22 protein-coding genes are annotated in these 24,137 nt (G+C 66.0%); 14 read left to right on the forward strand and 8 right to left on the reverse strand.

Annotated features, from left to right (window positions below; genetic code table 11):
- Nucleotides 1–2: 2 nt before the first annotated feature.
- A complete protein-coding gene (locus tag ACZBJS_RS04535) occupies nucleotides 3–983 on the reverse strand; it encodes a helix-turn-helix domain-containing protein (RefSeq protein WP_316395286.1) in 981 nt (326 codons plus the stop codon).
- Nucleotides 984–1,135: 152 nt separating this feature from the next.
- Here ACZBJS_RS04535 and ACZBJS_RS04540 point away from each other — a divergent pair, with 152 nt between their 5' ends.
- Nucleotides 1,136–1,861, forward strand: a complete 726-nt coding sequence (locus tag ACZBJS_RS04540; RefSeq protein WP_316395285.1) for an alpha/beta hydrolase — start codon at nucleotides 1,136–1,138, stop codon at nucleotides 1,859–1,861.
- A 197-nt stretch (nucleotides 1,862–2,058) separates the two neighbouring features.
- On the opposite strand, the gene ACZBJS_RS04545 is transcribed toward ACZBJS_RS04540, so the two are convergent.
- Complete coding sequence (locus ACZBJS_RS04545; RefSeq protein ID WP_316395284.1) at nucleotides 2,059–3,552, reverse strand: flavin-containing monooxygenase; 1,494 nt, start codon at nucleotides 3,550–3,552, stop codon at nucleotides 2,059–2,061.
- A gap of 121 nt (nucleotides 3,553–3,673) precedes the next feature.
- Nucleotides 3,674–4,123, reverse strand: a complete 450-nt coding sequence (locus tag ACZBJS_RS04550) for a cupin domain-containing protein (RefSeq protein ID WP_057019245.1) — start codon at nucleotides 4,121–4,123, stop codon at nucleotides 3,674–3,676.
- A 263-nt stretch (nucleotides 4,124–4,386) separates the two neighbouring features.
- On the opposite strand from ACZBJS_RS04550, the gene ACZBJS_RS04555 reads away from it, so the two are divergent.
- The 4 genes from ACZBJS_RS04555 (at nucleotide 4,387) to ACZBJS_RS04570 (ending at nucleotide 7,357) form a co-directional block, all read left to right on the forward strand.
- Nucleotides 4,387–5,415: an AraC family transcriptional regulator gene (locus ACZBJS_RS04555; RefSeq protein ID WP_316395283.1), complete on the forward strand. Its 1,029-nt coding sequence runs from the start codon at nucleotides 4,387–4,389 to the stop codon at nucleotides 5,413–5,415.
- A gap of 97 nt (nucleotides 5,416–5,512) precedes the next feature.
- Entirely contained in the window at nucleotides 5,513–6,379 is an 867-nt protein-coding gene (locus tag ACZBJS_RS04560; protein ID WP_316395282.1) for a S1C family serine protease, read from the forward strand.
- The gene (locus ACZBJS_RS04565; protein ID WP_057019243.1) at nucleotides 6,376–6,747 is read left to right on the forward strand and encodes a response regulator transcription factor; all 372 of its coding nucleotides are present in this window, start codon (nucleotides 6,376–6,378) and stop codon (nucleotides 6,745–6,747) included. The genes ACZBJS_RS04560 and ACZBJS_RS04565 overlap by 4 nt, the downstream gene beginning before the upstream one ends.
- A gap of 397 nt (nucleotides 6,748–7,144) precedes the next feature.
- Entirely contained in the window at nucleotides 7,145–7,357 is a 213-nt protein-coding gene (locus ACZBJS_RS04570) for a hypothetical protein (RefSeq protein ID WP_057019242.1), read from the forward strand.
- A 139-nt stretch (nucleotides 7,358–7,496) separates the two neighbouring features.
- On the opposite strand, the gene ACZBJS_RS04575 is transcribed toward ACZBJS_RS04570, so the two are convergent.
- Nucleotides 7,497–7,847 (reverse strand): hypothetical protein, encoded by a 351-nt coding sequence (locus tag ACZBJS_RS04575; RefSeq protein WP_057019241.1) that lies wholly within the window; start codon nucleotides 7,845–7,847, stop codon nucleotides 7,497–7,499.
- A gap of 170 nt (nucleotides 7,848–8,017) precedes the next feature.
- Complete coding sequence (locus ACZBJS_RS04580; RefSeq protein ID WP_316395281.1) at nucleotides 8,018–9,376, reverse strand: metallophosphoesterase family protein; 1,359 nt, start codon at nucleotides 9,374–9,376, stop codon at nucleotides 8,018–8,020.
- Between the two features lie 131 nt (nucleotides 9,377–9,507).
- On the opposite strand from ACZBJS_RS04580, the gene ACZBJS_RS04585 reads away from it, so the two are divergent.
- The 7 genes from ACZBJS_RS04585 (at nucleotide 9,508) to ACZBJS_RS04615 (ending at nucleotide 18,557) form a co-directional block, all read left to right on the forward strand.
- Nucleotides 9,508–10,620, forward strand: a complete 1,113-nt coding sequence (locus ACZBJS_RS04585; protein ID WP_463438453.1) for a mandelate racemase/muconate lactonizing enzyme family protein — start codon at nucleotides 9,508–9,510, stop codon at nucleotides 10,618–10,620.
- Between the two features lie 219 nt (nucleotides 10,621–10,839).
- Complete coding sequence (locus tag ACZBJS_RS04590; RefSeq protein ID WP_057019239.1) at nucleotides 10,840–12,258, forward strand: M20 family metallopeptidase; 1,419 nt, start codon at nucleotides 10,840–10,842, stop codon at nucleotides 12,256–12,258.
- A gap of 446 nt (nucleotides 12,259–12,704) precedes the next feature.
- Nucleotides 12,705–14,495, forward strand: coding sequence for a peptide ABC transporter substrate-binding protein (locus tag ACZBJS_RS04595; RefSeq protein ID WP_316395279.1), 1,791 nt, complete (start codon nucleotides 12,705–12,707; stop codon nucleotides 14,493–14,495).
- A gap of 280 nt (nucleotides 14,496–14,775) precedes the next feature.
- Complete coding sequence (locus ACZBJS_RS04600) at nucleotides 14,776–15,732, forward strand: ABC transporter permease (RefSeq protein WP_016842735.1); 957 nt, start codon at nucleotides 14,776–14,778, stop codon at nucleotides 15,730–15,732.
- Entirely contained in the window at nucleotides 15,698–16,615 is a 918-nt protein-coding gene (locus ACZBJS_RS04605) for an ABC transporter permease (RefSeq protein ID WP_028334911.1), read from the forward strand. The genes ACZBJS_RS04600 and ACZBJS_RS04605 overlap by 35 nt, the downstream gene beginning before the upstream one ends.
- Complete coding sequence (locus tag ACZBJS_RS04610) at nucleotides 16,612–17,592, forward strand: ABC transporter ATP-binding protein (protein ID WP_229190991.1); 981 nt, start codon at nucleotides 16,612–16,614, stop codon at nucleotides 17,590–17,592. The genes ACZBJS_RS04605 and ACZBJS_RS04610 overlap by 4 nt, the downstream gene beginning before the upstream one ends.
- The gene (locus tag ACZBJS_RS04615; protein ID WP_168855782.1) at nucleotides 17,589–18,557 is read left to right on the forward strand and encodes an ABC transporter ATP-binding protein; all 969 of its coding nucleotides are present in this window, start codon (nucleotides 17,589–17,591) and stop codon (nucleotides 18,555–18,557) included. Before ACZBJS_RS04610 ends, ACZBJS_RS04615 begins: the two co-directional genes overlap by 4 nt.
- Before the next feature lie 187 nt (nucleotides 18,558–18,744).
- Here ACZBJS_RS04615 and ACZBJS_RS04620 read toward each other — a convergent pair whose 3' ends face one another.
- Nucleotides 18,745–19,707, reverse strand: a complete 963-nt coding sequence (locus ACZBJS_RS04620) for a LysR family transcriptional regulator (RefSeq protein WP_057019235.1) — start codon at nucleotides 19,705–19,707, stop codon at nucleotides 18,745–18,747.
- 100 nt (nucleotides 19,708–19,807) lie between these two features.
- Here ACZBJS_RS04620 and bla point away from each other — a divergent pair, with 100 nt between their 5' ends.
- Nucleotides 19,808–20,707, forward strand: coding sequence for a class A beta-lactamase (gene bla / locus ACZBJS_RS04625; RefSeq protein ID WP_316395278.1), 900 nt, complete (start codon nucleotides 19,808–19,810; stop codon nucleotides 20,705–20,707).
- 34 nt (nucleotides 20,708–20,741) lie between these two features.
- On the opposite strand, the gene ACZBJS_RS04630 is transcribed toward bla, so the two are convergent.
- Nucleotides 20,742–22,163: an amidase gene (locus tag ACZBJS_RS04630; RefSeq protein WP_076830648.1), complete on the reverse strand. Its 1,422-nt coding sequence runs from the start codon at nucleotides 22,161–22,163 to the stop codon at nucleotides 20,742–20,744.
- A gap of 222 nt (nucleotides 22,164–22,385) precedes the next feature.
- Between ACZBJS_RS04630 and ACZBJS_RS04635 the strand changes: the two genes are divergently transcribed.
- A complete protein-coding gene (locus ACZBJS_RS04635; protein ID WP_158074220.1) occupies nucleotides 22,386–23,300 on the forward strand; it encodes an ankyrin repeat domain-containing protein in 915 nt (304 codons plus the stop codon).
- A 115-nt stretch (nucleotides 23,301–23,415) separates the two neighbouring features.
- Here ACZBJS_RS04635 and ACZBJS_RS04640 read toward each other — a convergent pair whose 3' ends face one another.
- Complete coding sequence (locus ACZBJS_RS04640; RefSeq protein ID WP_244558909.1) at nucleotides 23,416–23,982, reverse strand: c-type cytochrome; 567 nt, start codon at nucleotides 23,980–23,982, stop codon at nucleotides 23,416–23,418.
- Nucleotides 23,983–24,137 lie beyond the last annotated feature (155 nt).

Here is a 24,137-nt window from a genome sequence, read left to right on the forward strand (position 1 = left end):
GGTCAGCCGCGGCGCCAGTCGCGCGGCGTGCAGCCGAAGCGGTGCCTGAAGCGCCGCGTGAAATGCGACAGGTCGGAGAAGCCCCAGTCGAACGCGATGTCGCCGATCGCGCGCCCGGCGACCGCGGGATCCCTCAGATCGCGCGCGGCGCCGTCGAGACGGCGGTCCATCACATGGCTGGCGAATGTCGTGCCGGCGCGCTTGAACAGTTTGTGGACATAGCGCTCGCTGATGCCGATCGCAGCCGCAATGGCGGCAACGCCGAGGCCGGGCTCGCGCAGCCTGCGGTCCACGGCACGGCGCAGCGCAAGCCAGGTCGCATCGGCAAGGCTTGCGCTCTCCCCGACGCCTGCGCGACCACTGCGCGACAGGCTGAGCGCGACCAGATCGAGCAGCACGCCAAACAGCCGCGCGTTGTCCGCATCCGAAGCACGGAGGGCGGATGTGTTCAGAACCTGCGCCGTCTCGGCGATGAGATGGCCGACGAAGGGATCATCCGAAACCCGCGCCGGCGCGACCTCGGGCGCCGACGGCAGCCGTTCATCGAGCGCCTCGGCCGGCACCCAGAACGAGGCGACCTGCAGCGCCGGGCCGCGGTCGTGCAGCAGCGCGAAGCGCTGGCCGCTGTCGAAGATTCCGACCTGCCCCGGCGACAGGCTGATCTCGCGTCCCGCCTGCTGGATGCGGCAGCGGCCGGCAAGCTTCAGATTGAGGTAGTAGCAGCGCCGGCTGGACGCGGCGATGTCGGCAGCGGAGCGCCGCACGACATGCTCCGGGAAGCTGACCCGGTTGACCGCGCCATCCCCGAGCCCAACGGTCTCGACGCGGGCGAGGAAGCCCGGCGTCGCCGGCGGCTCCGGCGTCAGGTTCATGAAGGCCTGGCAGATCGCCTCGCGGTAATACGCGAACTGCTCGCCGGGCCTCGTGTCCGCGGTATTCCAGCTCAGCCTGCGCGAGCGATCCGCGGCGGCGATTTGCTGCATCAGTTCACTCCGAGCCCAGTCCGGTTCGCTCACAGCCAAGCGCGTTCCGCGGGTCCAGGTCAATATCCAGGTCAATATCCATCAGGAAGCGGATGAAACTTGCGCGTATTCCGGGCCGTCCGGACGCGGCAATCCAGACAGGGAGGTACAACATGTCGACCTATGTTCTCGTCCATGGCGCCTGGCATACCGGCGCCGAGTTTGAGCCGGTTGCGGCTGCCATCCGCAAGGCCGGCCATGTCGTCCACACCCCGACCATCAGGGGCAACCGGCCCGGCGACCGGAAGGACTCCGGGCTCGCCGAGGCGATCCAGTCGATCGTGGATTATCTCGCCGAGCATGACCTCAAGGACATCGTCCTGGTCGGCCACAGCTATGGCGGCATGGTCATCACCGGCGTTGCCGACGCCGCCGCGAACCGCATCCGCCGCCTCGTCTACTGGAACGCCTTTGTCCCGAACAATGGCGAATGCCTCAACGACATGGTGCCGCCGCACTATCGCGGCCTGTTCGACGCCATTCATGCCGAGCGGGGCGACGGCTCGGTGGTGCTGCCGTTCCCGATCTGGCGCGAGGCCTTCATCAACGACGCCGATCTCGAGACGGCGCAGCGCACCTATGACAAGCTCAACCCGCACCCGTTGAAGACCTTCCAGGACAAGATCGCGCTGCGCACCAATCCGGCCGAGATGCCGATCGCAAAGTCCTACGTGAACTGCACGGAGGACACCGCGATGCCGCACAGCCTGCCCTGGTATCCACGGTTGTCGGAGAAGCTCGGACTGTTCCGCCTGGTCCAGGTGCCGGGCAGCCACGAGCTGTGCTTCTCCAACCCCGAGCGGCTGGCGCAGGCCTTCCTCGACGCCGGCCGCGATTAGCGGCCTCCGCTTCACCTCGCCCCGCGTGCGGGGAGAGGTCGGAACGCATCATTAGATGCGTTCCGGGTGAGGGGGAGTCTCCACAAACGCAGCCATCACCGCAGATGCGGGGACGGCCCCTCACCCCAACCCTCTCCCCGTAAGAACGGGGAGAGGGAGCGCAGCGCCCTTGCTGCTCGCCCCAATCCCGTGATGCTCTACGCCACCGCTCTGTATGCTGGCGCAGTCGCGAGGAAGCGGGCATAGGCGTCGGCGTCCGGCGGCATGAACTTTTCGACGAGCGGGTTGCGGCGCGACGCCTTGGTGCCGATATCCGCCAGCAGTTCGTCGAAATGCTTGAAGTGGTACGGCGCGACGCACAGCCCGCCATAGACGCCCGCTGCCGGACGCTCGACGCGCTTGAAGTTCAGCATCATCGCGATGTTGCTATTCATCTCGGCCGCGCTCGGCTGCCGTGCCAGCTGGCCGTCGGCGTAGCGCACCAGCCAGTTCGCGGCGAGATCGGCGCACAGCACGGTGCAGAAGCTCGAATTGAAACCGACGAAGCCCATGTCGGGCAGATCGGGATTGGCGATCAGCCGGTACAGCCGGTACTGCCCGTCGGGCTCGACCAGCTTGTTCTGATACTCCTCGGGCAGGAACGGCACGCCGAGCTTGTAGCCGATCGCGAGCACCGCGACGTCGGCCGCGACGCGCTGGCCGCCGCTCATCACGATGGTCTTGCCGTCGTAATGGTCAAAGGTGCCGCGCACTGCCTTGATCCGGCCGTCGGCGACCATCGGATAGAAGCCGGGGGTTGCGATCGGCACCGAGCAGTTGACGCCATCCTCGATCCGCTCCTTCGGCACCATGCCGCATTGCTTCAGCTTGAGCTGCATCTTCAGCATGCTTTCGAGCCCGCGCCAGTTCGCCCACACGAACGGCTTTGCCACGACATGCGCAAGGCGCGCCATCGGCCCGATGCCCCAGCTGGCAAACATCTGCTCCTGCGCGCGGATGTAGAGGATGCGCTTGAAGTTGACGAGGCCGCCGACGAAATAGGGAATCCGCCAGACCGGCTCGCGAAACACGATGGTGACTTCGCTGGCGCCGGAATTGACCGCATTCACCGCGATGTCGGTCGCCGATTTGGAGCCGCCGAGCACCACCACCTTGCGGCCCTTGGCAAGCGTTGGATCGCCGTATTGCGATGAATGCAGGATCTGCCCGCCCTGCGCCTTGAAGCCGTCCTCGCCGGCCAGCGGCAGGGCCTGCGGCTCGTTGAATTGCCCGGTGCAGACCGCGACGAAGTCGAAATCCTCGTGGCCGGTGGCGCCGTCGGTCGAGCGCAGCGCCAGCGTCCAGCCCGGCCTGCCGTCAGTGCGACGCGTCATGGTCTCGACCTTGGTGTCGAACCGCATCGCGCCGTCGAGCCCGTGGCTGCGGGCATAGTCGCGCAAGTAGGCATGAACCTGCGGACCCTTCGGCCATTCCGGATAGGACTCCGGCATCGCCTTGTCGGTGTAGCGATAGAGCTCCTTCGGGCTCTGGGTCTGCACGTCGGGATAGGAGCGCGCCGGCTCCCAAACGCCGCCGAGATCGCCGCTGCGCTCGATGATGGTCACCTTGTGGCCGCGACCGGCAAAGGCCTTGCCGGCTGCGAGCCCGGAAATGCCGGCGCCGATGACGCACACATGCTTCTGCTTGACCATGAAACCGCTCCGAATTGAATGAACAGGTCCAATTTCGTTAAGCGCACGCGTCCCCGTCATCGCCGGAGTCCAGCTCCGGCGATTGCCGCCTCGTGTGCGTATTGTCTGTTTGACCGCCGGGCTAGTCGTTGGCTTCCGGCGGCAGGAAGTCCACCTCGTGCTCGGCGGAGATACGCACCACTTCGGCGGGGTCCTGCAGATTGTGCAGCTTCTCGAACAGCGCCTCGAGCTTCTGCATCGGCGACACCCAGAACAGCGCCCGCGCCGGCTTGTCCGACTTGTTGAAATAGCCGTGCGGGATGCCGCGCGGCATGCGCACGAGGTCGCCGGCCTTGGCCTGCACCCAGACGCCGTCGAGCTTGAGGTCGAGCACGCCTTCCTGCACCAGGATGAACTCGTCCTGGGTCGGGTGGATGTGCACCGGCACGAACTGGCCGGGATCGCTGTTGGTTTCGAACGCGAAGGTCGAGTCGGTGACCGCCTTCGGATAGTAGATTTGGCCCAGGATATTCCAGGTCTTGCCGCCGTAGCCGGTGCCGGTTCGGGTAATGCCTTTTTCGAGCGTGCCCATGTCAGCCTCTCCAGTTTTGATGCGCAGTGCCGGCACGGAGCCTGTCGCCGGCCGGTGAGGCTGTCTAGCCGATAAACGAATCCACACCCGGCACCTTCATGCTGCAATGCGGGAGCATTGCGCCGGCCGGCTGCTGCCCAATGCCGTCGCATCGTCCTGACCGCCGATCAGGCAGATTGCACGACGAAACGGCGTTCCCCTTTGCCGCGGGATGCTCTAGGCTGCCTGATGTTTTAGACCTCAAACAACTCCGGACGGCCGGCGTGACTGCTGTTGGCAACGAGGTTTCGGCAAGCGCAAATCCGGCAAGCGCAAGGCTCAAGGATTTCGCACGCGTCGCGACGGCGCGCGTCGATGACGCGGCGGAAGCGATCGGCCGCATCTTCTGTCCGCACGATCTGACGCCGGTCGATCATTCCGCGAGCGATTTCTCCGCGCATCACAATTGCGCCGACTTCGACGGCTTCTCCATCAACTATGTCGCCTATGGCGGATCGGTCGCGATCAATCCCGGCTGCCTCGACCGCTTCTTCCTGCTGCAGATGCCGCTGTCCGGCTCGGCCGCGGTGCGGACCGCCGCGCGCGAGCTCACCACCGGACCACGGCACACGGCCTCGCTGCTGTCGCCGACCATTCCGACCGAGATGACCTGGCGCGGCGACTGCGCTCAGCTGATCTTGCTGCTCGACCGCAAGCTGGTCGAGCATCGCGCCGCGGCGCTTGGCGGCGTGGCGGTGAGGCCGGTCGAGTTCGATCCGGCCGTCGCGCTGAGCGGGCCACTCGGGCAGACGCTCTCGGCCAAGATCGAGCAGCTTGTCACGGCCGCCGAGCAGCTCGGGCCGCGCAAGGCTTTGTCGGCGGTCGCGGCGGCCGATTGGCGCGAGTCGTTTCTCAATGTGCTGCTCAACGAGCAGCGGCACAGCCTGAGTTCGGCGATCGATGTCTTCAACGGCCGCACCGAGGCCCAGCCGGCCGCCTTGAAACGCGTGCGCGCCTATCTGGAGAGCCGCGCGACCGAGCCGATGGACCTCGCCGAGCTCGCGGAGATCGCGGGCACCGGCATCCGCGCGCTGCAACTCGGCTTCCGCCGTCACTTCGGCACCACCGTGTCCGAGATGCTGCTCGACATCCGCCTCGCCCATCTCAACGCCCGCCTCAAGACGGCGCGGCCGGGCGAGCGCATCGTCGATATTGCATTCGACCTCGGCTTTACCCATCTGAGCCGGATGGCGAGCGCCTACCGCGCTAAGTTCGGCGAGAGCCCGAAGGCGACCCTGCAGCGGCTGAGCTGAGCGGCAGTTCCGGGCGGCCCGGCCACGCCCTGCCCATCCGGCCAGTATCGCCGTCAGCCGCGACATCCCAGATTGAGGGAAGCCAACGGAGTTTCCCATGACCGAACCGAATATCCTGTCATCGCTGTCATCTGCCCTTGCGGAGACCATTGCACGCGCTGCGCCCGCCATCGTCTCCGTGCATTCGCATCGCGCGCGCGCCTCCGGCTTTGTCTGGAAGGTAGGCCTCGTCGTCACCGCCGACGAAGCGCTGGCCGACGAGGGCGAGATCGAAATCCAGTTCGCCGACGGCAGCCGCGGGCCAGCGACCGTCGTCGGACGCGACCACACCACCGACGTCGCGCTGCTGCGCGTCGAAGGCGACGTTGCCCCCGTCAAGCTCTCGACCGAGAACCCCGCGTTGGGATCGCTCGCGGTGATCGTCGCCGCCGACCGCGGCGCGCCGACCGCGCGGCTCGGCATGGTCGCACTGTCCGGCCCGGCCTGGCGCAGCCTGCGCGGCGGCGAAATCGATGCACGGATCGAGCTCGACGTCCGGCTGCGGCACAGCCAGCAGGGTGGCCTCGCGCTGAACGCCGCGGGCGAGCCGTTCGGCATGGCCGTGCTCGGCCCGCGCCGCGTGCTGACGATCCCGGCGACGACCATCGAGCGGGTCGCAGGCCAGCTCGAGAAGAGCGGCCGCATCGCACGCGGATATCTTGGCGTCGGATTGCAGCCGGTCCGTCTCGACGACGGCCTCGGCGCGATGGTGATGAACGTCGACAAGGCCGGCCCCTCGGCCGCCGCCGGCATCCGGCAAGGCGACGTGATCATTGCCGTGAATGGCGAGAAGCTGTACGGCGTGCGCGCGCTGTCGCGCGGCCTCGGACCGCAGAGCGTCGGCACGGTGGTCGAGCTCACCATGCATCGCGGCGGCGAGCCGCTGAACTTCAAGGTGACAGTCGGCGAGAGGCCCGAGACGTGAGCGGTGAGCCGGCCAACGACATCGTCATCGCGCTCGAGGTCGACGACGCCGTCCTCGCCGACCGGCTGGCGACCCTGCTCGGCAGCGTCGCCGGCCTGCGGCTCGCCGCGCCGGGCGAACAGGCCACGGCTGCGGTCGTCGCACGCAACCGCGAGGCCGCGGGCGGCGACTTCGAGCTGACGCCGCGCGAGCTCGACGTGCTGGCGCTGCTGGCGGAAGGCGCGTCCAACAAGATGATCGCACAGCGGCTCGGGATTTCCGTCCACACCGCCAAGTTTCATGTCGGCTCGCTGCTCGACAAGCTCGACGCCACCGGCCGCACCGACGCCGTCGCCCATGCCGCGCGGCGCGGGGTGATAAATTTGTGAGGGGTGGGATGACTGTTGCAGTGACGCTGAGCTGAGATTTCTCCACCCGTCGTTCCTGCGAAAGCAGGGACCCGTACGCTGCGGCGGATGTTGCAGGCAGGACTCGTCATTGTCGTCCTGGCGAAAGCCAGGACCATAACCACCGCATTTGACAGTGAACGAGATCGTGGCCCTAGCGTCGCGCAACATTGCGCACTTGGGGTAATGGGTCCTGGCCTTCGCCAGGACGACTGCGAATCTTCGTGCGCACTCGTCAGTTGCACGCAGCCACTGCACAGCGACCCCAAATCAGTGATTTGGAAAATTCCGCCCTGCGGACACCCGACTCAGTATTCGACCGGATACAGACGCCTTCACGATCTGGCTATGCAATCTTCAGCCAACAAGAAGAAACGGCATGAAGAAGCTGATCGGTCGTCATCGGGACATTCAATACACACTCACCAACATCGAACCCGACCTCTGGGCCTGGTCGTTCGACATCAACGGCAAGACCAGGCAAGGCACCACGCGCGCGCGGCTCGACCTGCTGGCGCGGCGGCGCGTCTGCACGCTGATCGATCGCGAATTGAAACGCGCGGAACGTACCAGGCCCAACGAGCCTGACTGATCGCTCTCCCCGGTGAACGTCCATTGGACAGGCCGCGCCTATCAGAAATGAAAACTCCCGCAGCGTCGGCTGCGGGAGTTGTTGGCATCAATGGCCGCGGGGAGGTCCAACCACCGATACCGACATTCGCTGACCCTGGTCAGGCTGTTTTGGCGAACATCGTCAGCACGCCATCGGCAATGTTGATAGCGACGACCTGCGACGAAGTCAGGCCCTTGGCCTTGAGCGCGGAGACCGCCTGCGGTGTCGCGTCAATCGACTTCCGAAGCGACTGGATGTCGTCTTCCTTGGTCTTTGCCATCGCATCCTCGATCTTCGATCGCATCTCGGGCTTGAGGTCCTTGATGTCGACGACCTGTATGCTCCGGATGACGGTGGACTGATCAGATGACTGCGGCGGCGCATTGGGTTGCGTGCCTTGCGCTTGCACCAAGGCGGGCGTTCCGAGGACGAGCGCGGCAACAGTGACGAATGCTGTGAGATTGCGCATGGTCGATTCCTTTTCGAGGTCAGCAAGCGATAAAACCTACGCGCGAAGTTTGGCTGACGTCTGATTTTTCCATGGCCATTCATTGGAGCCAATGCGACCGCAATGCGGGCGTCGAAGCCCGCATCAGCCGCAGCGCCGACGTCCAGCGCGTCGGCCCCGGGCGCGATTAACTACAATGCGATGACGGAAATAGCGATCTCGAACCGTGGTCCGGCATAGCGCCTGTCATCCGGCCCACCCTCGCCGCACCCGACGTTCCAGACCGCCGGCCATGCGAACCGCTCCAGCCCCGTTGCCGATATCGCCGCGCACGACGTCCAGCGCGTGTCACCGCTGCGTCGCCACAGCACGCCGCCCGGTCCCATGTCCGGATAGAAGGCGATGTCGAGGTTGAAATCGCTGTTGGCACCGAGATCGGGACCGATCCAGTAATAGGGACTGCGTCCACGCTCGCGTCCAAGGATCAAGGTGAGCGTCTGATTCGGCCCGCGCAAGCCAAGCCAGAGCGGTGCGATCACGCCGGGCGCGGGCGTGCAGAGCAGCGTTTGTGGCGCGGCGGTTCCCGCGGCGGTGCGGCCCGCCAGTTTCAGCGCGATGACCGCCGCGGGCGCCAATGTCCCCGACAGCGGTGCAGGGCTGGTCCCGCGCGGCAGCGGCGACCACGCGGCCTGGTCCAGCGATGGCAGCGGCCATGCCAGCTGCTCGCGCGCCACACCTTCGGTATCGAGCACCTGATAGCGGAACCCATCCTGATCGAGCGCGGCCTGCACGCAATGCAGATACTCGACGCCTTCGGGCATCCGGTGCGCAGTGCCGGCGCCCGCCGTGCAGACCTGCAGCACACCACGATGAACCTGGACGTCGAATGCGAGAATGTGGCTGCACAGATAGGCGGTGACATCGGCGCGGACGAGGATATCCCAGAAGCGCTCGCGGTATTCGTGGCCGATCTCGCGCTGATAGCTGCCGCTGTAGCCGTTGATGGGGTACACGGGATGATGGCCCAGCACCAGCTTGTGCCTGGCGTCCTTGTGCTGTGCGAGGACCGCTTGCAGCCAGTCGGTCTCGACATGCCCCTCGCCGCCGAGGCCGCTCCACAGCGTGTGCACGAACACCATCACGAGATCGTCGCGGCGAACCCAGTAGGACAGCCCCTCCTGACCGGGCGGGCCGTTGCGCGGCAGCTGCAGCACCTCGCGGAACACCGCCTCGCTCATCTCGTCATAGGTGGTGTGGTTGCCGGTCGTGTGCCACAGCGGCACCGCGCGCCGGTCGAACCAAGACATCTCGACCTCGAACCAATGCCGCCATTGCGCGCGCAGCGCGTCGGCATCGGCGGTGAGGCCGATGATCTCGTCGCCGGGGAACAGAATGAATTCGGGCGCAGGATGCAGCCGGCGCACCACATCGTTCACCGATGCGAAGGTGCGCTCATGCAGCGCGCCCGGAACGCCCGAGCAGGCATCGGCATAGATCACGAACTGGTGGCCCGAATATCTCGGTAACAGAGCCGGAATTGCATCATCCATGGTCGGACCACGTCCTCGCGAGCCACATCATAAAGGAAGGCAGACTAATCGCTCAAGGCAGACATTCGCAGGCGCAAGGTTGCAGGCAGCCGGGGCTTTTGAGATCGTGTGTCACGCATTGCATTCGTCCCATGACAAGGAGTTCCGGCGTGGCCATCCTCAAGGACCTCAGCATCGGATTCTACAAGATCCCGCTCCCGGTGGTGCTGAGCGACAGCACGCATGGCGAGATCAAGGCGTTCGAGCTCGTCACGATCCGCGCCCGCGATGCCGACGGCGCGGAAGGCACCGGCTACACCTACACGGTCGGCCGCAATGGCGGCGCCATCGCCGATATCCTGGGCCGCGAAATCACCGAGATCTCGCGCGAGATGGAGGCCGACGACACCGAGCAGCTTTGGCACAAGGTGTGGTGGGCGCTGCATTATGGCGGCCGCGGCGGCCCGGCGGTGCTGGCGCTGTCCGCGCTCGACATCGCGTTGTGGGACCTCAAGGCGCGGCGGGCATCGCTGCCGCTGTGGCGGCTGCTCGGTGGCTTCGACCGCCGCGTGCCCTGCTATGCCGGCGGCATCGATCTCGATCTGCCGCTCGATGGCCTGCTCAAGCAGACCGACGACAATCTGGCCAAGGGCTTTCGCGCCATCAAGATGAAGGTCGGCCGGCCGAGCCTTGCGTCCGACGTGGCGCGCGTGAAGGCGATGCGCGGCCATCTCGGCGACGAGTTTCCGCTGATGGCCGACGCCAACATGAAATGGACCGTCGAAGAAGCGATCCGCGCCGCGCGCGCCCTGCAACCCTTCGACCTGACCTGGATCGAGGAGCCGACGATTCCGGACGACGTCGCGGGACACGCCCGCATCGTGCAGGCCGGCGGCGTGCCGATCGCGGCCGGCGAGAACCTGCGCAGCCTGTGGGAGTTCAAGCCGTATATCGCCGGCGGCGCGCTGTCCTATGCCGAGCCCGACGTCACCAATTGCGGCGGCGTGACCAGCTTCATGAAGATCGCCCGGCTCGCCGAGGCCTTCAATATTCCCGTCACCAGCCATGGCGCGCATGACATCACCGTGCATCTGCTGGCTGCGTGCCCGAACCGGTCGTATCTCGAGGCGCACGGCTTCGGCCTCGACCGCTATATCGAGCACCCGCTGGTTCTGGAGCAGGGCATGGCGATCGCGCCCGATCATCGCCCGGGGCACGGCATCGCCTTCGACTGGAAAGGCCTTCAGCGGCTCAGCGTCGCCTGACGCAGAAACATTTCTGCACACCAAGACGTGACATTCGGAAATGCAGGTCTGCCGGCGCGCGCTAGGCGGCGTCGCGACAAGCTGCTAGCGTTTCGCGCTTCAGATTGCCCAAAGCGCGATGAGATCATCGCGCTTCGGCTCATTGTCTGAGCATGATCTTTTCGGAAAACCGCTTCACACTTTTCCGGATCATGCTCTAGCGTTAAGGGATCGGAGCAAATGGACAACCGTAGTGATGTTTGGCGCGGCGTCGACGCGATCAAGCCGCGTTTCATCGAATTGAGCGACCGGGTCTGGGCGATGCCCGAGGTCTGCTACACAGAGGCGCGCTCATCCGCCGAACATCTGGCCGAACTGCGCCATCAGGGTTTTCGCATCACCGAGAACGTCGCCGACATCCCGACCGCGGTGATGGGCGAATGGGGCGAAGGCGGCCCGGTGATTGCCTTCCTCGGCGAGTATGACGCCCTGCCCGGTCTCAGCCAGGAGGCCGGAATCGCCGAGCATCGCCCGGTCGAGAGCGGCGGCCACGGCCATGGCTGCGGACATAATCTGCTCGGCTCCTCCGCGCTGCTCGCCGCGACCGCGGTGAAGGACTGGCTTGCGGCCAACAAGGTGCCGGGCCGCGTGCGCTATTACGGATGTCCTGCCGAGGAAGGCGGCGCGGCAAAGGCCTTCATGGTGCGCTGTGGCGCGTTCGAGGACGCCGACATCGCCATCACCTGGCATCCGCACAGCTTCTGGGAGGTGGCGGTGACGCCGTCGCTCGCCAACACCCGCGCCGATTTCATCTTCACCGGGCGCACCTCGCATGCGGCAGCCTCGCCTCATCTCGGCCGCAGCGCGCTCGATGCGGTGGAATTGATGAATGTCGGCGTCAACTACATGCGCGAGCACATGCCGAGCGACGCGCGGGTGCACTACGCGCTGCTCGACACCGGCGGCATCGCGCCCAACGTGGTGCAGGCCCATGCCCGGGTGCGCTATTCGATCCGCGCCCGCGACCTGCCCGGCATGAACGAGCTGGTCGAGCGCGTGCACAAGATCGCGCAGGGCGCGGCGCTGATGACCGAGACCAAGGTGGAGATGAAGATCATCTCCGCGGTCTCCAACATCCTGCCCAACACGCCGCTGGAACAGACGCTGCACCGGATCATGGAAGAGCTCGGCCCGCCGCATTTCGACGATGCCGACAAGGATTTCGCCGGCAGGATCCGCGCAACCCTGACCGACAAGGACATCGCCTCGGTCTATTACGCGATCGGCATGGAGCCGACCGACCGGCCGCTCGCCGACTTCCTGGTGCCGATCGACGCCAAGCGCAATCCGCTGATCGGCTCGACCGACGTCGGCGACGTCAGCTGGGTGGTGCCGACCGTGCAGGTCCATGCACCGACGGTTGCAATCGGCACGCCGTTCCACACCTGGCAGGTTGTGGCGCAGGGCAAGACGCCGGCCGCGCACAAGGCGATGGTGCAGGCCGCCAAGGCGATGGCCGGCCTCGGCGTCAAGGCGCTGATGGAGCCGGAGCTGATCGCGGCCGCCAAGGCCGACCTCAAGAAGCGGACCACAAGAACGCCCTATGTCAGTCCGCTGCCGGCGAATGTTGCACCGCCGTTGGACATGTCGATCGCCTGAGAACCGCGTGTGCGGGCCGGACCTGCTCTCCGGGATCAAGCAATCGCATATCCCCATCGTCATGGCCGGGCTTGTCCCGGCCAACCACGACTTTCTCACGCGAAAACGGAGACGTGGATGCCCGGCAGAAGGCCGGGCATGACGAGTTTGTGGACGGATCGCTTCAGACGCGAACTCCGGCCTGCGTGGCAAAAAAGCATCTCGGAACAAAGGATAACGAACAAATTTTCCGCACTGCGAGGCGCGCAAGGGCGTGCTTTGGCGTCGATCTGCTGAACCGGTGTGCGGCAAGGGGAGGTTCTGCACAAGCGATAGCCAAAAGACCTAGGCGCTGAAGGGCGGGAGGCGTTGACCTTCGCGGTCATTCGGTGTGCCATCCTGCCGCCAACACGGCGGCCGGTTCCACGGCCCGCCGCAATAACCAATTGAGCCGGACCGAGGGGACAATGTTCGACAGGAATCTGCGTGGCATGATCGACGACGTGAAGGACGGGCGGATGGATCGCCGCGCCTTCGTCAAGCGAATGATTGCCGTCGGCCTCACCGCGCCGATGGCCAACCAGATCCTTGCGATCGGCGGCGTCGCGATGGCGCAGAGCCCGAATCCCTACAAGCCGACCAAGCGCGGCGGCGGCGGTCCGCTGAAGCTGTTGTGGTGGCAGGGCCCCACCCTGCTCAATCCGCACTTCGCCACCGGCACCAAGGACCAGGACGGCTCGCGGCTGTTCTACGAACCGCTGGCAAGCTGGGACGTCGACGGCCATCTCAACCCGATCCTCGCCGCCGAAATCCCCTCGATACAGAACGGCGGGCTTTCCAAAGACGCCATGTCGGTGGTCTGGAAACTCAAGCCCGGCGTCAAATGGCATGACGGCAAACCCTTCACCGCCGACGACGTCGTGTTCAACTGGGAATATGCTACCGACCCCGCGACCGCAGCCGTCTCGAGCGGGACCTATTCCGGCGTGACCGTGGAGAAGGTCGACGACCTCACGGTCCGCATCAAGTTCAAGGATCCGACGCCGTTCTGGGCCAATGCGTTCGTCGGCGCCTATGGCTGCATCATCCCAAAACATCTCTTCGCGGAGTACAAGGGCAGCAAGTCGCGCGAGGCGCCGAACAATCTGAAGCCGGTCGGCACCAGCCCCTACAAGTTCGTCGAGTTCAAGCCGGGCGATCTGGTGCGCGGCGAAATTAATCCCGATTACCATATGCCGAACCGGCCCTATTTCGACACGATCGAAATGAAGGGCGGCGGCGATGCGGTGTCGGCGGCGCGCGCGGTGATCCAGACCGGCGAATATGATTTCGCCTGGAACATCCAGGTCGAGGACGAGGTGCTGCTGCGGCTGGAAAAGGGCGGCAAGGGCAAGACGCTCTATGCCGTCGGCGGCGACATCGAATTCATCGCCATCAACTTCACCGACCCGAACACCGAGGTCGACGGTGAACGCTCGTCGATCAAGACCAAGCATCCGATCCTGTCGGATCCGGCGGTGCGCAAGGCGCTGGCGCTGCTGGTCGACCGCGACTCCGTCAAGAAGGTGATCTACGGCCGCGCCGGCCGCGCCACCGCCAATTATCTCAACGGCCCCGAGGAGTTCGTTTCCAAGAACACCAGATGGGAGTTCTCGGTCGAGAAGGCGAGCGCGCTGCTCGAACAGGCCGGCTGGAAGGTCGGCTCCGACGGCATCCGCGAGAAGGACGGCAAGAAGCTGAAGCTGCTGTACCAGACCTCGATCAACGGCCCGCGGCAGAAGACCCAGGCGATCGTCAAGCAGGCCTGCCAGAAGGCCGGCATCGACGTCGAGCTGAAGTCGGTGGTGGCCTCGGTGTTCTTCTCCTCCGACGTCGCCAACCCCGACACCTATTCCAAGTTCTACGCCGACATCGAGATGTTCCAGATCCCGATGACACAACCCGACCCGGGCCTGCACATGCGCCGCTATCTGTCGCGCAATGTCGCGACCAAGGAGAACAAGTGGCAAGGGCAGAACTTCCCGCGCTGGGTCAACAAGGATTTCGACGCCGCGATCGAGGCGGCCGATACCGAGACCGATCCGATCAAGCGGGCCGAGCTCTACATCAAGTGCAACGATCTGATGTGGCAGGACACGGTGGTGATCCCGGTGATGCACCGCCTCGCGGTGGAAGCCTGCTCCAACACGGTGCGGCCCGCGCTCTCCGGCTGGGCCAACCAGACCGACAATCTGCAAGACTGGTATCGTGAAACCTGAGACACGGGGACAGGTTCGGAGTTTGAGTAGGTGCATCTTCTCCCTCTCCCCGTTCTTACGGGGTCGAGACGAGCGGAGCTCGCTCTTGGAGGGTTGGGGTGAGGGGCTTTCGCAGCAAACACCGTGAAAGATGAGTTCGTGGAGACTCCCCCTCACCCGGAATTCAAGCCGTGCTTGAATTCCGACCTCTCCCCGCACGCGGGGCGAGGTGAAGCTCGCCTTTCGACTGGAAGCAAGATCAACGTGCTCAAGGTGCGAGCGTTAGTTAGATGATCTCTCGATGAGTCAATATATCCTGCGTCGCCTGATGATCGCGATCCCGAGCCTGCTCGGGATCTCGCTCGTGCTGTTCGTCGTGCTGGCGCTCGCGCCGGGCGATCCGTTCAGCGAGCTCGCGACCAATCCGAACGTGCCGCCCGAGGTGCAGGCCGCGCTGCGAGCCAAGTTCGGCCTCGACGACCCGATCTATCTTCGCTACCTGCACTGGCTCGCGGCGATGGCGCAAGGTGACTGGGGCTTTTCCTTTGTCAGCCGGATCAATGTCGACACGCTGATCCTACAGCGGCTGCCGACCACGCTCTACGTGATCGGCTCGGCGCAGCTGCTGGCGCTGCTGATCGCGATCCCGGTCGGCGTCTATGCCGCCACCCGGCCGTATTCGATCTTCGACCAGCTCGCCAACACCTTCGCCTTCATTGGCTTCTCGCTGCCAACCTTCTTCACCGGCATCCTGTTCATCCTGGTGTTCTCGGTGAAGCTGGACTGGCTGCCCTTCGTCTACACCGACGTGCCGGGCAGCGGCATTCCCTGGCTGCTTGAGATGATCCGGCAGGCGATCATGCCGGTGATGGTGCTCGGCCTGTTCCAGGCGGCGTCGATGACCCGCTTCGTGCGCTCGGCGATGCTCGACGTGATCCGGCTCGACTATGTCACCACGGCCCGCGCCAAGGGACTCGGGCAGGCCAAGGTGATCGTCAAGCACGTGATGCGCAACGCGATGATCCCGGTCGTCACGCTGATTGCGCTGCAAATGCCTGCCGTGTTCGGCGGCGCCATCGTCACCGAGCAGATCTTCCGGATTCCCGGCATCGGCTCGCTGCTGATTTCCTCCATCCTCGCCAATGACACGCCGGTCGTGATGGCCGTGACCTTCGTCTTCGCGTGTCTCGTGGTGCTGTTCAACCTGATCGCAGATGTCCTCTATGGCTGGCTTGACCCTCGCATCTCCTTCCGCTGAGCGGCGCGGCTATTCGCCCTGGCGCGAAACCTGGCGGCGCTACCGCCGGCACCGGCCCGCCGTGGTCAGCGCCGTGCTGCTGCTGCTGCTGATCGCAGCCGTCGTGATCGGCCCGTTCGTCTGGCGCGTCTCGATCAGCGACATGGACGTCGTGGCCGGCCTGCAGGGCCCCTCGCTGGCGCACCCGTTCGGCACCGACGATCTCGGCCAGGACCTGCTCGCCCGCATGATCTATGGCGGGCGCATCTCGCTCGCGGTCGGTCTCGCCGCGATGCTGGTCTCGGTGTTCGTCGGCACGCTGATCGGCGCGCTCGCCGGCATGTCGCGCGGCGCGCTCGGCTACGCGCTGATGTGGCTGACCGACTTGTTCCTGTCGCTGCCGCAATTGCCGCTGCTGTTGATGCTGATCTATCTGTTCCGCGACGGGCTGAAGGCGATGTTCGGCCCGGAGGGCGGCATCTTCATCCTGATCGTGCTGGTGATCGGCGGCTTGCGCTGGATGCCGGTCGCGCGCCTGGTGCGCGCCCAGTTCCTGTCGCTGCGCGAGAAGGAATTCGTCGAGGCGGCGCGCGCACTCGGCGCAAGCCCGGTGCGCCAGGTGGTGCGCCACATCCTGCCCAACGCGCTGGGCCCCGTAATCATCGCCGGCACGATCGACGTCGCCGCCGCCATCATCGCCGAATCGACGCTGTCGTTCCTCGGCCTCGGCTTCCCGCCGGATACGCCGACCTGGGGCCGCATCCTCTATGACGCCAAGGACTTTCTCGACATCGGCCCGCATTGGGCGCTGTTTCCGGGCGGCGCGATCTTCATCGCGGTGGTCGCCATCAACTTCATCGGCGACGGGCTGCGCGACGCGCTCGACGCGCGCAAGGTGATCTGATGGCGCTGCTCGACATCAAGGGCCTGAAAACCCATTTCACCACCGACGACGGCATCCTGCAGGCGGTCGACGGCGTCGACATCAGCATCAACCGCGGCGAGACGCTGTGCGTGGTCGGCGAATCCGGCTGCGGCAAGACCGTCACCGCGATGTCGATCCTGAAGCTGATCGCCATGCCGCCGGGCAAGATCGTCGAAGGCGAGATCATCTTCGAGGGCCGCGACCTGGTGCCGCTGACCAGCCACCAGCTCGACGACATCAGGGCCAAGGAGATCGGCTTCATCTTCCAGGAGCCGATGACCTCGCTCAATCCGGTGCTGACCATCGGCGAGCAGATCGCCGAGAGCCTGCGCCGCCACGAGGCGGTGACCAAGAAGCAGGCGCTCGAGCGCACCATCGAGATGCTGAAGCTGGTGCAGATCCCCAACGCCGCGGGCCGCGTGCATCATTATCCGCACCAGTTCTCCGGCGGCATGCGCCAGCGCGTGATGATCGCGATGGCGCTGGCCTGCCGGCCCAAGCTTGTGATCGCAGACGAGCCGACCACCGCGCTCGACGTCACCATCCAGGCGCAGATCCTCGACTTGTTGCAGGACATGAAGGAACGCTTCGGCATGGCGGTGATGCTGATCACGCACGCGATGGGCGTCGTCGCCGAGACCGCGCAGCGCGTCGTCGTGATGTACGCCGGCAAGGTGGTGGAGGAGGCGCCGGTCGACGAACTGTTCGGCAATCCCGGCCATCCCTACACTCAGGGCCTGATCCGCTCGATCCCGCGCATCGATCTCGACGCCGCGCACAAGACGCGGCTGGAGGCGATCGGCGGCTCGGTGCCGATCCTGATCAATCCGCTGCCCGGCTGCCGCTTTGCCGCCCGCTGCAAATACGCCATGAGCATCTGCACCGAAAAGGAGCCGCGGCTGCGCGAGATCGCGCCCGGCCACCGCATGGCCTGCCACCTCGGAGACGCGTCATGACCGAGCCGCTGCTGCGCGTTTCCAATCTGAAGAAGCATTTTCCGGTGCTGGGCGGCCTGCTCTCGCGCGAGGTCGGCCAGGTCTATGCGGTCGACGGCGTGTCGTTCTCGGTCAATCGCGGCGAGACACTGGGGCTGGTCGGTGAATCCGGCTGCGGCAAGTCGACCACCGGCCGCTGCGTGCTGCGGCTGATCGAGCCGACCTCGGGCGAGGTCGTGTTCGACGGCCGGAGCGTCACCGGCCTCGGCGGCGGCGACCTGCGCGCCATGCGGCGGAACATGCAGCTCGTGTTCCAGGACCCGTTCGCCTCGCTCAATCCGCGCATGACGGTCGGCGCGATCCTCGGCGAGCCCTTCATCATCCATAACCTCGTGAGCTCGGCCAGCGAGCGCGAGGACCGCGTCGCGAGCCTCCTGGTCAAGGTCGGGCTGAAGGCCGAGCACATGCGCCGCTACCCGCACGAATTCTCCGGCGGCCAGCGCCAGCGCATCGCGATCGCCCGCGCGCTGACGCTGGAGCCGAAGCTGATCGTGTGCGACGAGCCGGTCTCCGCGCTCGACGTCTCGATCCAGGCCCAGGTCATCAACCTGCTCGAGGATCTGCAGGCCGAGCTGAACCTGACCTATCTGTTCGTCGCCCACGATCTCTCGGTCGTGGAGCACATCTCCGACCGAGTCGCGGTGATGTATCTCGGCCGCATCGTCGAACTCGCCAAGGCCAGCGATCTCTACCGCAACCCGCAGCACCCCTACACCAAGGCACTGCTCTCGGCGGTGCCGGTGCCGGATCCCAAGGCGAAGCGCGACCGCATCCGCCTGAAGGGCGACGTGCCGAGCCCGATGAATCCGCCCAAGGGCTGCCACTTCCACACGAGGTGTCCAATCGCCGAGGAGCGCTGCCGGCAGAGCGCGCCGGAGTTGCTGGAAGGCAGGAACGGGCATTCCGTGGCGTGCCATCTGGCGTAGGTCGCGCGCCAGATGCGATAGCCAGCCGGCGCGGGAGCGCACCGCCTAAAATATCGAAAACAACCCCATGCAAAGTAGCCGGCGGCTGCGGGCGTTCGACACGGCACTTGACATGTCGGGCAAATCAGCGGCATCATTCGATAATTCCGAAATAATGGCGACGATAGTTGAATCACGTCGTCAGACGTTAACGCCGCTTGGTCTTGGTCCGCGGCTTCGGTCCGGCCTTTGTCTTGATCTTCCGCCGCGGTGCAGGCGCGACGGCGTCCTCCACCTCATTCACCTCCGTCCGCAGCGTCTCGAGCAGCCAGTCGCGAAACGCGCGCATGCCCGGCGTCACCTCGCGCGACTTCAGCCAGGTCAGCCAATAGGATCCCGCCGGGACCTCGGCCGCGAACGGACGCTTGAGCCGGCCGGTGGCCAGCTCATTTTCGAACATCGCGATCGGCACCAGCCCGACGCCGACGCCGCGCGCGGCGGCCTCGGCCATCGCGACCGAACTGTCGAAGATCGGCCCCTGGATTTTCGGACACGGCGCGCCGGCGACCGCAAACCATAGCGGCCATTCCTCGGCGCGGTAGGACCGCAGCAGGAATTCCTGCGCGAGATCGGACGGCTTGCGCAGCCGGTCCGCCGCGTCGGGGCAGCACACCGGCGAGAGCGGTGCGGACAACAGATGGATCGCCTCGGTGCCGTGCCACGAGCCGTCGCCGAAGCGCAGCGCGAGATCGAGCCCGTCGCCCGCGATGTCGACGCGGTTGTTGTTGGTGAGCAGACGCAAATCGATATAGGGATGCGCGCGCTTGAAGCGGTCGACCCTTTGCAAGAGCCATCCGGTCGCGAACGTCGTGACGCAGCCGACGGTCACGACCTCGCGCGTGCCCTTGGCCTCGATGCGGTCGATCGCGGCGCCGATCCGGTCGAGCGCGTCTGACAGCACCGGCAGCAGCGCCAGCCCCTCGTCGGTGAGCACCAGCCCGCGCGGCAGCCGGCGGAACAGGCTCGTGCCCAGGAGATCCTCGAGCTGCTTGACCTGATGGCTGATCGCAGTCTGCGTCACGCGCAGCTCCAGCCCGGCGCGGGTGAAGCTGAGCAGCCGCGCGGAGGCCTCGAAGGCGCGCAGCGCGTTCAGCGGGAGATGCCGGCGCACGGCGTCATGACCAAGTTTTCCTCATGTCTCGCTGTATAAATGATTGTTTGTGCGCCGTCACGCCGCCCGGCAGGTTCGCGCCGCCAACGGGAGACTCGACATGCTGACGAGACGGACATTTGGATTGCGCGCGCTGGGCCTTGCGGTGTCCTGCACTTTGCCGCGGCAAGGCGCAGCGGCAGGACCAGGCGAGCCGGCGCAGCGGCTGCAGCAGGAGTTTGCGCGCATCGAGCTGGCAACCAGCGGCCGGCTCGGCGTCGCCGCGCTCGACATGGAGACGGGATTGCGCGCGAGCCGGCGCGGCGACGAGCGGTTCCCGATGTGCAGCACCTTCAAGGCGTTGGCCTCGGCCGCGGTGCTGCACCGGATCGACCGCGGCGAATCCAGCCTCGATCAGCAAATCCGGTTCGAGGCCAAGGATATCTTGGCCAACTCGCCCGTCACCAAGGAGCACGTCGCCTCGGGCATGACGCTTGCCGAGCTTTGCGAGGCCGCCATCACAGGGAGCGACAACACTGCGGGCAACATGATCCTCCGCGAGATCGGCGGGCCAGCCGGCCTGACCGGCTTCTTCCGCACCATCGGCGACAATGTGAGCCGGCTCGATCGCTGGGAGCTGGCGCTGAACGAGGCGGTATCAGGCGATCCGCGCGACACCACGAGCCCGGTGGCGATGCTGAAGGACTTGCAGCGCGTCGTGCTCGGCGATGTCCTGTCCGCGGCCTCGCGCCAGAAACTGATCGATTGGATGGTCGCCAACAAAACCGGCGACGCAAGGCTGCGTGCCGGCGTGCCCCGCGACTGGCGGGTTGCCGACAAGACCGGCACCGGCGAGCGCGGCACCTACAACGACATCGGCGTGTTCTGGCCGCCCGGCCGCAAGCCGATCGTGGTGACGGCTTACCTGACCGGGGCAAGTGCTCCCATCGAGAAGTGCAACGAGGTGATCGCCAATGTCGCGCGCGCCGTCGCCAATGCGAGCACCGGGCAGACCGGCTAAACCGGCGACGCCGCGACCGGCGGCGCCGACAACATCAGGCCGGCCAGCGACCAAGCAAGTCGCTCGCCGCCTCGAACAACGCTGCAACGCGCAATAGTTCGGCATCGGCCCGGAAGCGGCCGACCAGGTGCAGTCCGATCGGCAGGCCGTCGCGGCCGAAACCTGCGGGGATGCTGACGGCGGGATGCCCGGTCATGTTGAACAGCATGGTCCAGGGAAACCAGTGCGGCCGCACGCTGTCGAAACTCCGGCCGTCGATCTCGATCGTGCCGAACAGGTCCTGGTCGATCGGCAGCGCCGACCGGGTCAAGGTCGGCATCGCCAGGAGATCGCCGCGCGCGAACAGCGACTGCACCCGGCGGAAGAGCGCGGTGCGCTCGAACATCGCCCGCTGGTAGTCGACACCGCTGACCTGGGCCGCCAGCGCGAGCTGCTTCAGGAAGGTTGCGCTGAGATCATCCGGATGATCGGCCGCGAGCTTCTCGAAGCGGGTGCGCCAGACGGTGTGATTGATCGCACGCCAGATCGGCTCGATGTCAAAGCCGTCGCCGGAAAACTCTTCGAGCTCGGCGCCGAGGCTCGCCAGACGGTCGAGGCTTGCCTTGAACGCGTCAGCCACATCGGACGTGACCGGACGCCGCGGCGGCGACACGCAGAACAGCACCCGCCGGCCCTTGAGGTCGCCGCGCGGGGCGGCAAGCCCGAGATAGTCAGGCACCGGCACCCCGATCGACCAGGGGTCCGACGGATCCTCTCCCGCCATCGCCTGCATCATCAGCGCCGTATCCGCAACGGTGCGCGTGGTCGGCGTGACATAGGTCTGGTTGCCGAAAGCGTCCTGCACCTGGCTATGCGGGATCACCCCGTTGCTCTGCTTGATTCCGACCACACCGTTGCAGGCGGCGGGAATCCGGGTGGAGCCGCCGCCATCGGTCGCAACCGCCAGCGGCGCGATGCCGCTCGCGACGGCCACCGCCGCGCCGCCGCTGGAGCCGCCACTGGACCGCTCGGCACTCCATGCATTGCGGGTCCGCCCGAACAGCGGCGAGTCGGTCAGGCACTTGCTGCCGAACTCCGGCGTCGTGGTCTTGCCGATCAATATGCCGCCCTGGGCACGGAGGCGGGCCACCGCGACGGCGTCATTGTCGGGCACGTTGTCCCGGTACGGCACCGCGCCGAAGGTCGTCCGGACGTCTTTGGTGTTGACGATGTCCTTCACGGTGAAGGGGATGCCGTGGAGCAGACCGGCCGGCTCGCCAGCCGTGATTTGCCGCTCGGCAGCTTTCGCCTGCGCCATCGCCGCGTCACCGCACAGCGTGATGAAGCAGTTCAATTCGGGTTGCAGCCGCTCGGCACGGGCGAGCACCGCGCGCGTAACCTCGACAGGCGAAACCTCCTTGCGGGCGATGCGCCCACGAAGCTCAACGGCAGACAGCAGACACAGATCGTCGCTCATTTGGGCAAGGACTCGCGTCAGATAGGGTCGACGCCCGCATCGTGCCGCGCTGCAAGCGGCAAGTCCATCGGCTCGGACGCATGGCGAAAGGCCACGGAGCCGCGACGGCGCATGGCCTGCCGGCGCGGCGGGCCCTTCCCGGCCGCGCGGCTTGGCAGCGACGGAGGATCATGCGACGCTCGACCGAATGGCGCTGCTGTCAGCATGACGGAGGACCACGCCTTGTATCGCCGCATCCCCCTCGCCGCGCTGATCGTTGCCGGCAGCGTGCACGGCAGCCTCGCGGCGCTCGATCCGGCGCGATGCCGCGAGCTGATCCGCAAATACGAAACCGACAAGGCCCAGCTCAGCGCGATCGAGATCTCGCTGTCGCTATTTGCGGCCGCCAATGCCGATTGCATCAACCTTGCCACCGAGCTGCTCGATCACGGCGCCTCGGTCGACGCGCGGGACCGGCTGGGCGCAAGGCCGCTGAGCCACGCCGCCCGCTCCGGCCATCTTGCCATGGTCGACCTGCTGCTGGCACGCGGCGCGCCGCTCGATGCACGCAACCTCGCGGGATCGACCGCGCTGTATTTTGCCGCCGAGCGCGGCCATGTCGCGATCGTGCAGCGGCTGATCGACCGCGGCGCCGACGTCAATCTCACCGGACGTAGCGGCGCCTCCCCGGTCGCGGCCGCCGCCTATGCCGGCAGGGACATGGTGGTGCGCATGCTGCTGGCGCACGGCGCCGACGGCCGCAAGGCAGACGACACCGGCAAGCCGCCGGTCGTCTACGCCGCGGCGGGCGGCCAGCTCGGCATCGTCAAGCAGCTGCTCGCGCACGAGATCGACATCAACGCGCGCTACGCCAACGATCTGACGCTCCTGATGTGGGCCGCCGGCCCTGACGAGACCGTGCCGGAGGCGCAAGCACTGGAGGTCGTCTCGTACCTGCTGGAAGGCGGCGCCAAGGTCGACGACCGCGATGCGCGCGGCCGCACCGCGCTGATGATCGCCGCCGAAGGCAATCATCCGGCGATTGCCAGGACACTGCTGGCGCACGGTGCCGACCCTGCGCTGGCCGACAAGGCCGGCAAGCACGCCGCCGATCTCACCATCCTCTCAGTGCTGCGCGAAGAGCTGACGCCGCGTTGAGGCGACTTGCTCGGACGTCATGGCCGGGCTTGTCCCGGCCATCCACGTCTTCTTTTGCCTGGATACCAAGACGCGGATGCCCGGGACAAGCCTGGGCATGACGAGTGCCCGCCGCTCACAGCCCCGCCAGATAGTCCACCAATGCGGCAAGGTCGTCGCGCGACGTTGCCAGCATCAGGTCGGACATGCCGGGATTGTTGCCGCGCGCACGGGTGCGGAAATCGGCGATGGTCTTGGCGAGATAATCCCGTCCCATGCCGGCAAGCCGCGGCACCGTGCCGTCGCCCTGGAAGCGATCGAGATGGCAAGCCGGGCAACCGACCGAGCGGCTGGCGCTGACCGCCTTCTCCGCCACGTCCTTGGGCGCGCGCGGCTGGCCGAGGTCAGGCCACGGCTTCTGCGAAAAATATTCCGCGATCGCCAGCATATCGTCGCGCTCGAACTGCGCCGCGATCGGCTGCATGATCTCGTTCTTGCGATCACCGCGCTTGAAATCGCGCAGCTGGATGTAGAGATAGCCGGCCTGCTGGCCCCAGATCGTCGGAATGGTCTTGTCGACGGGCTTGCCGTTCTCGCCATGGCAGCCGGCGCAGACCTGTACTTTTTCCTCAATCGTCTCTGCGCGCGCCTGCGCTGCCATCAGCAACAGCGCGACGCCGCAAATCATCAATTTACCGAACATTGGCTCATCCTGAGGCGCAGTATCGGTCCACCTCCGTCATTGCGAGGAGCTCGCGACAAAATTGCAAAGCAATTTTGCGCTGGAGCGACGAAGCAATCCATGCTTCCACAAACGCGGCACAATGGATTGCTTCGCTTCGCTCGCAATGACGTGGC

This window comes from Bradyrhizobium sp. KZN70725 (genome assembly GCF_055264925.1).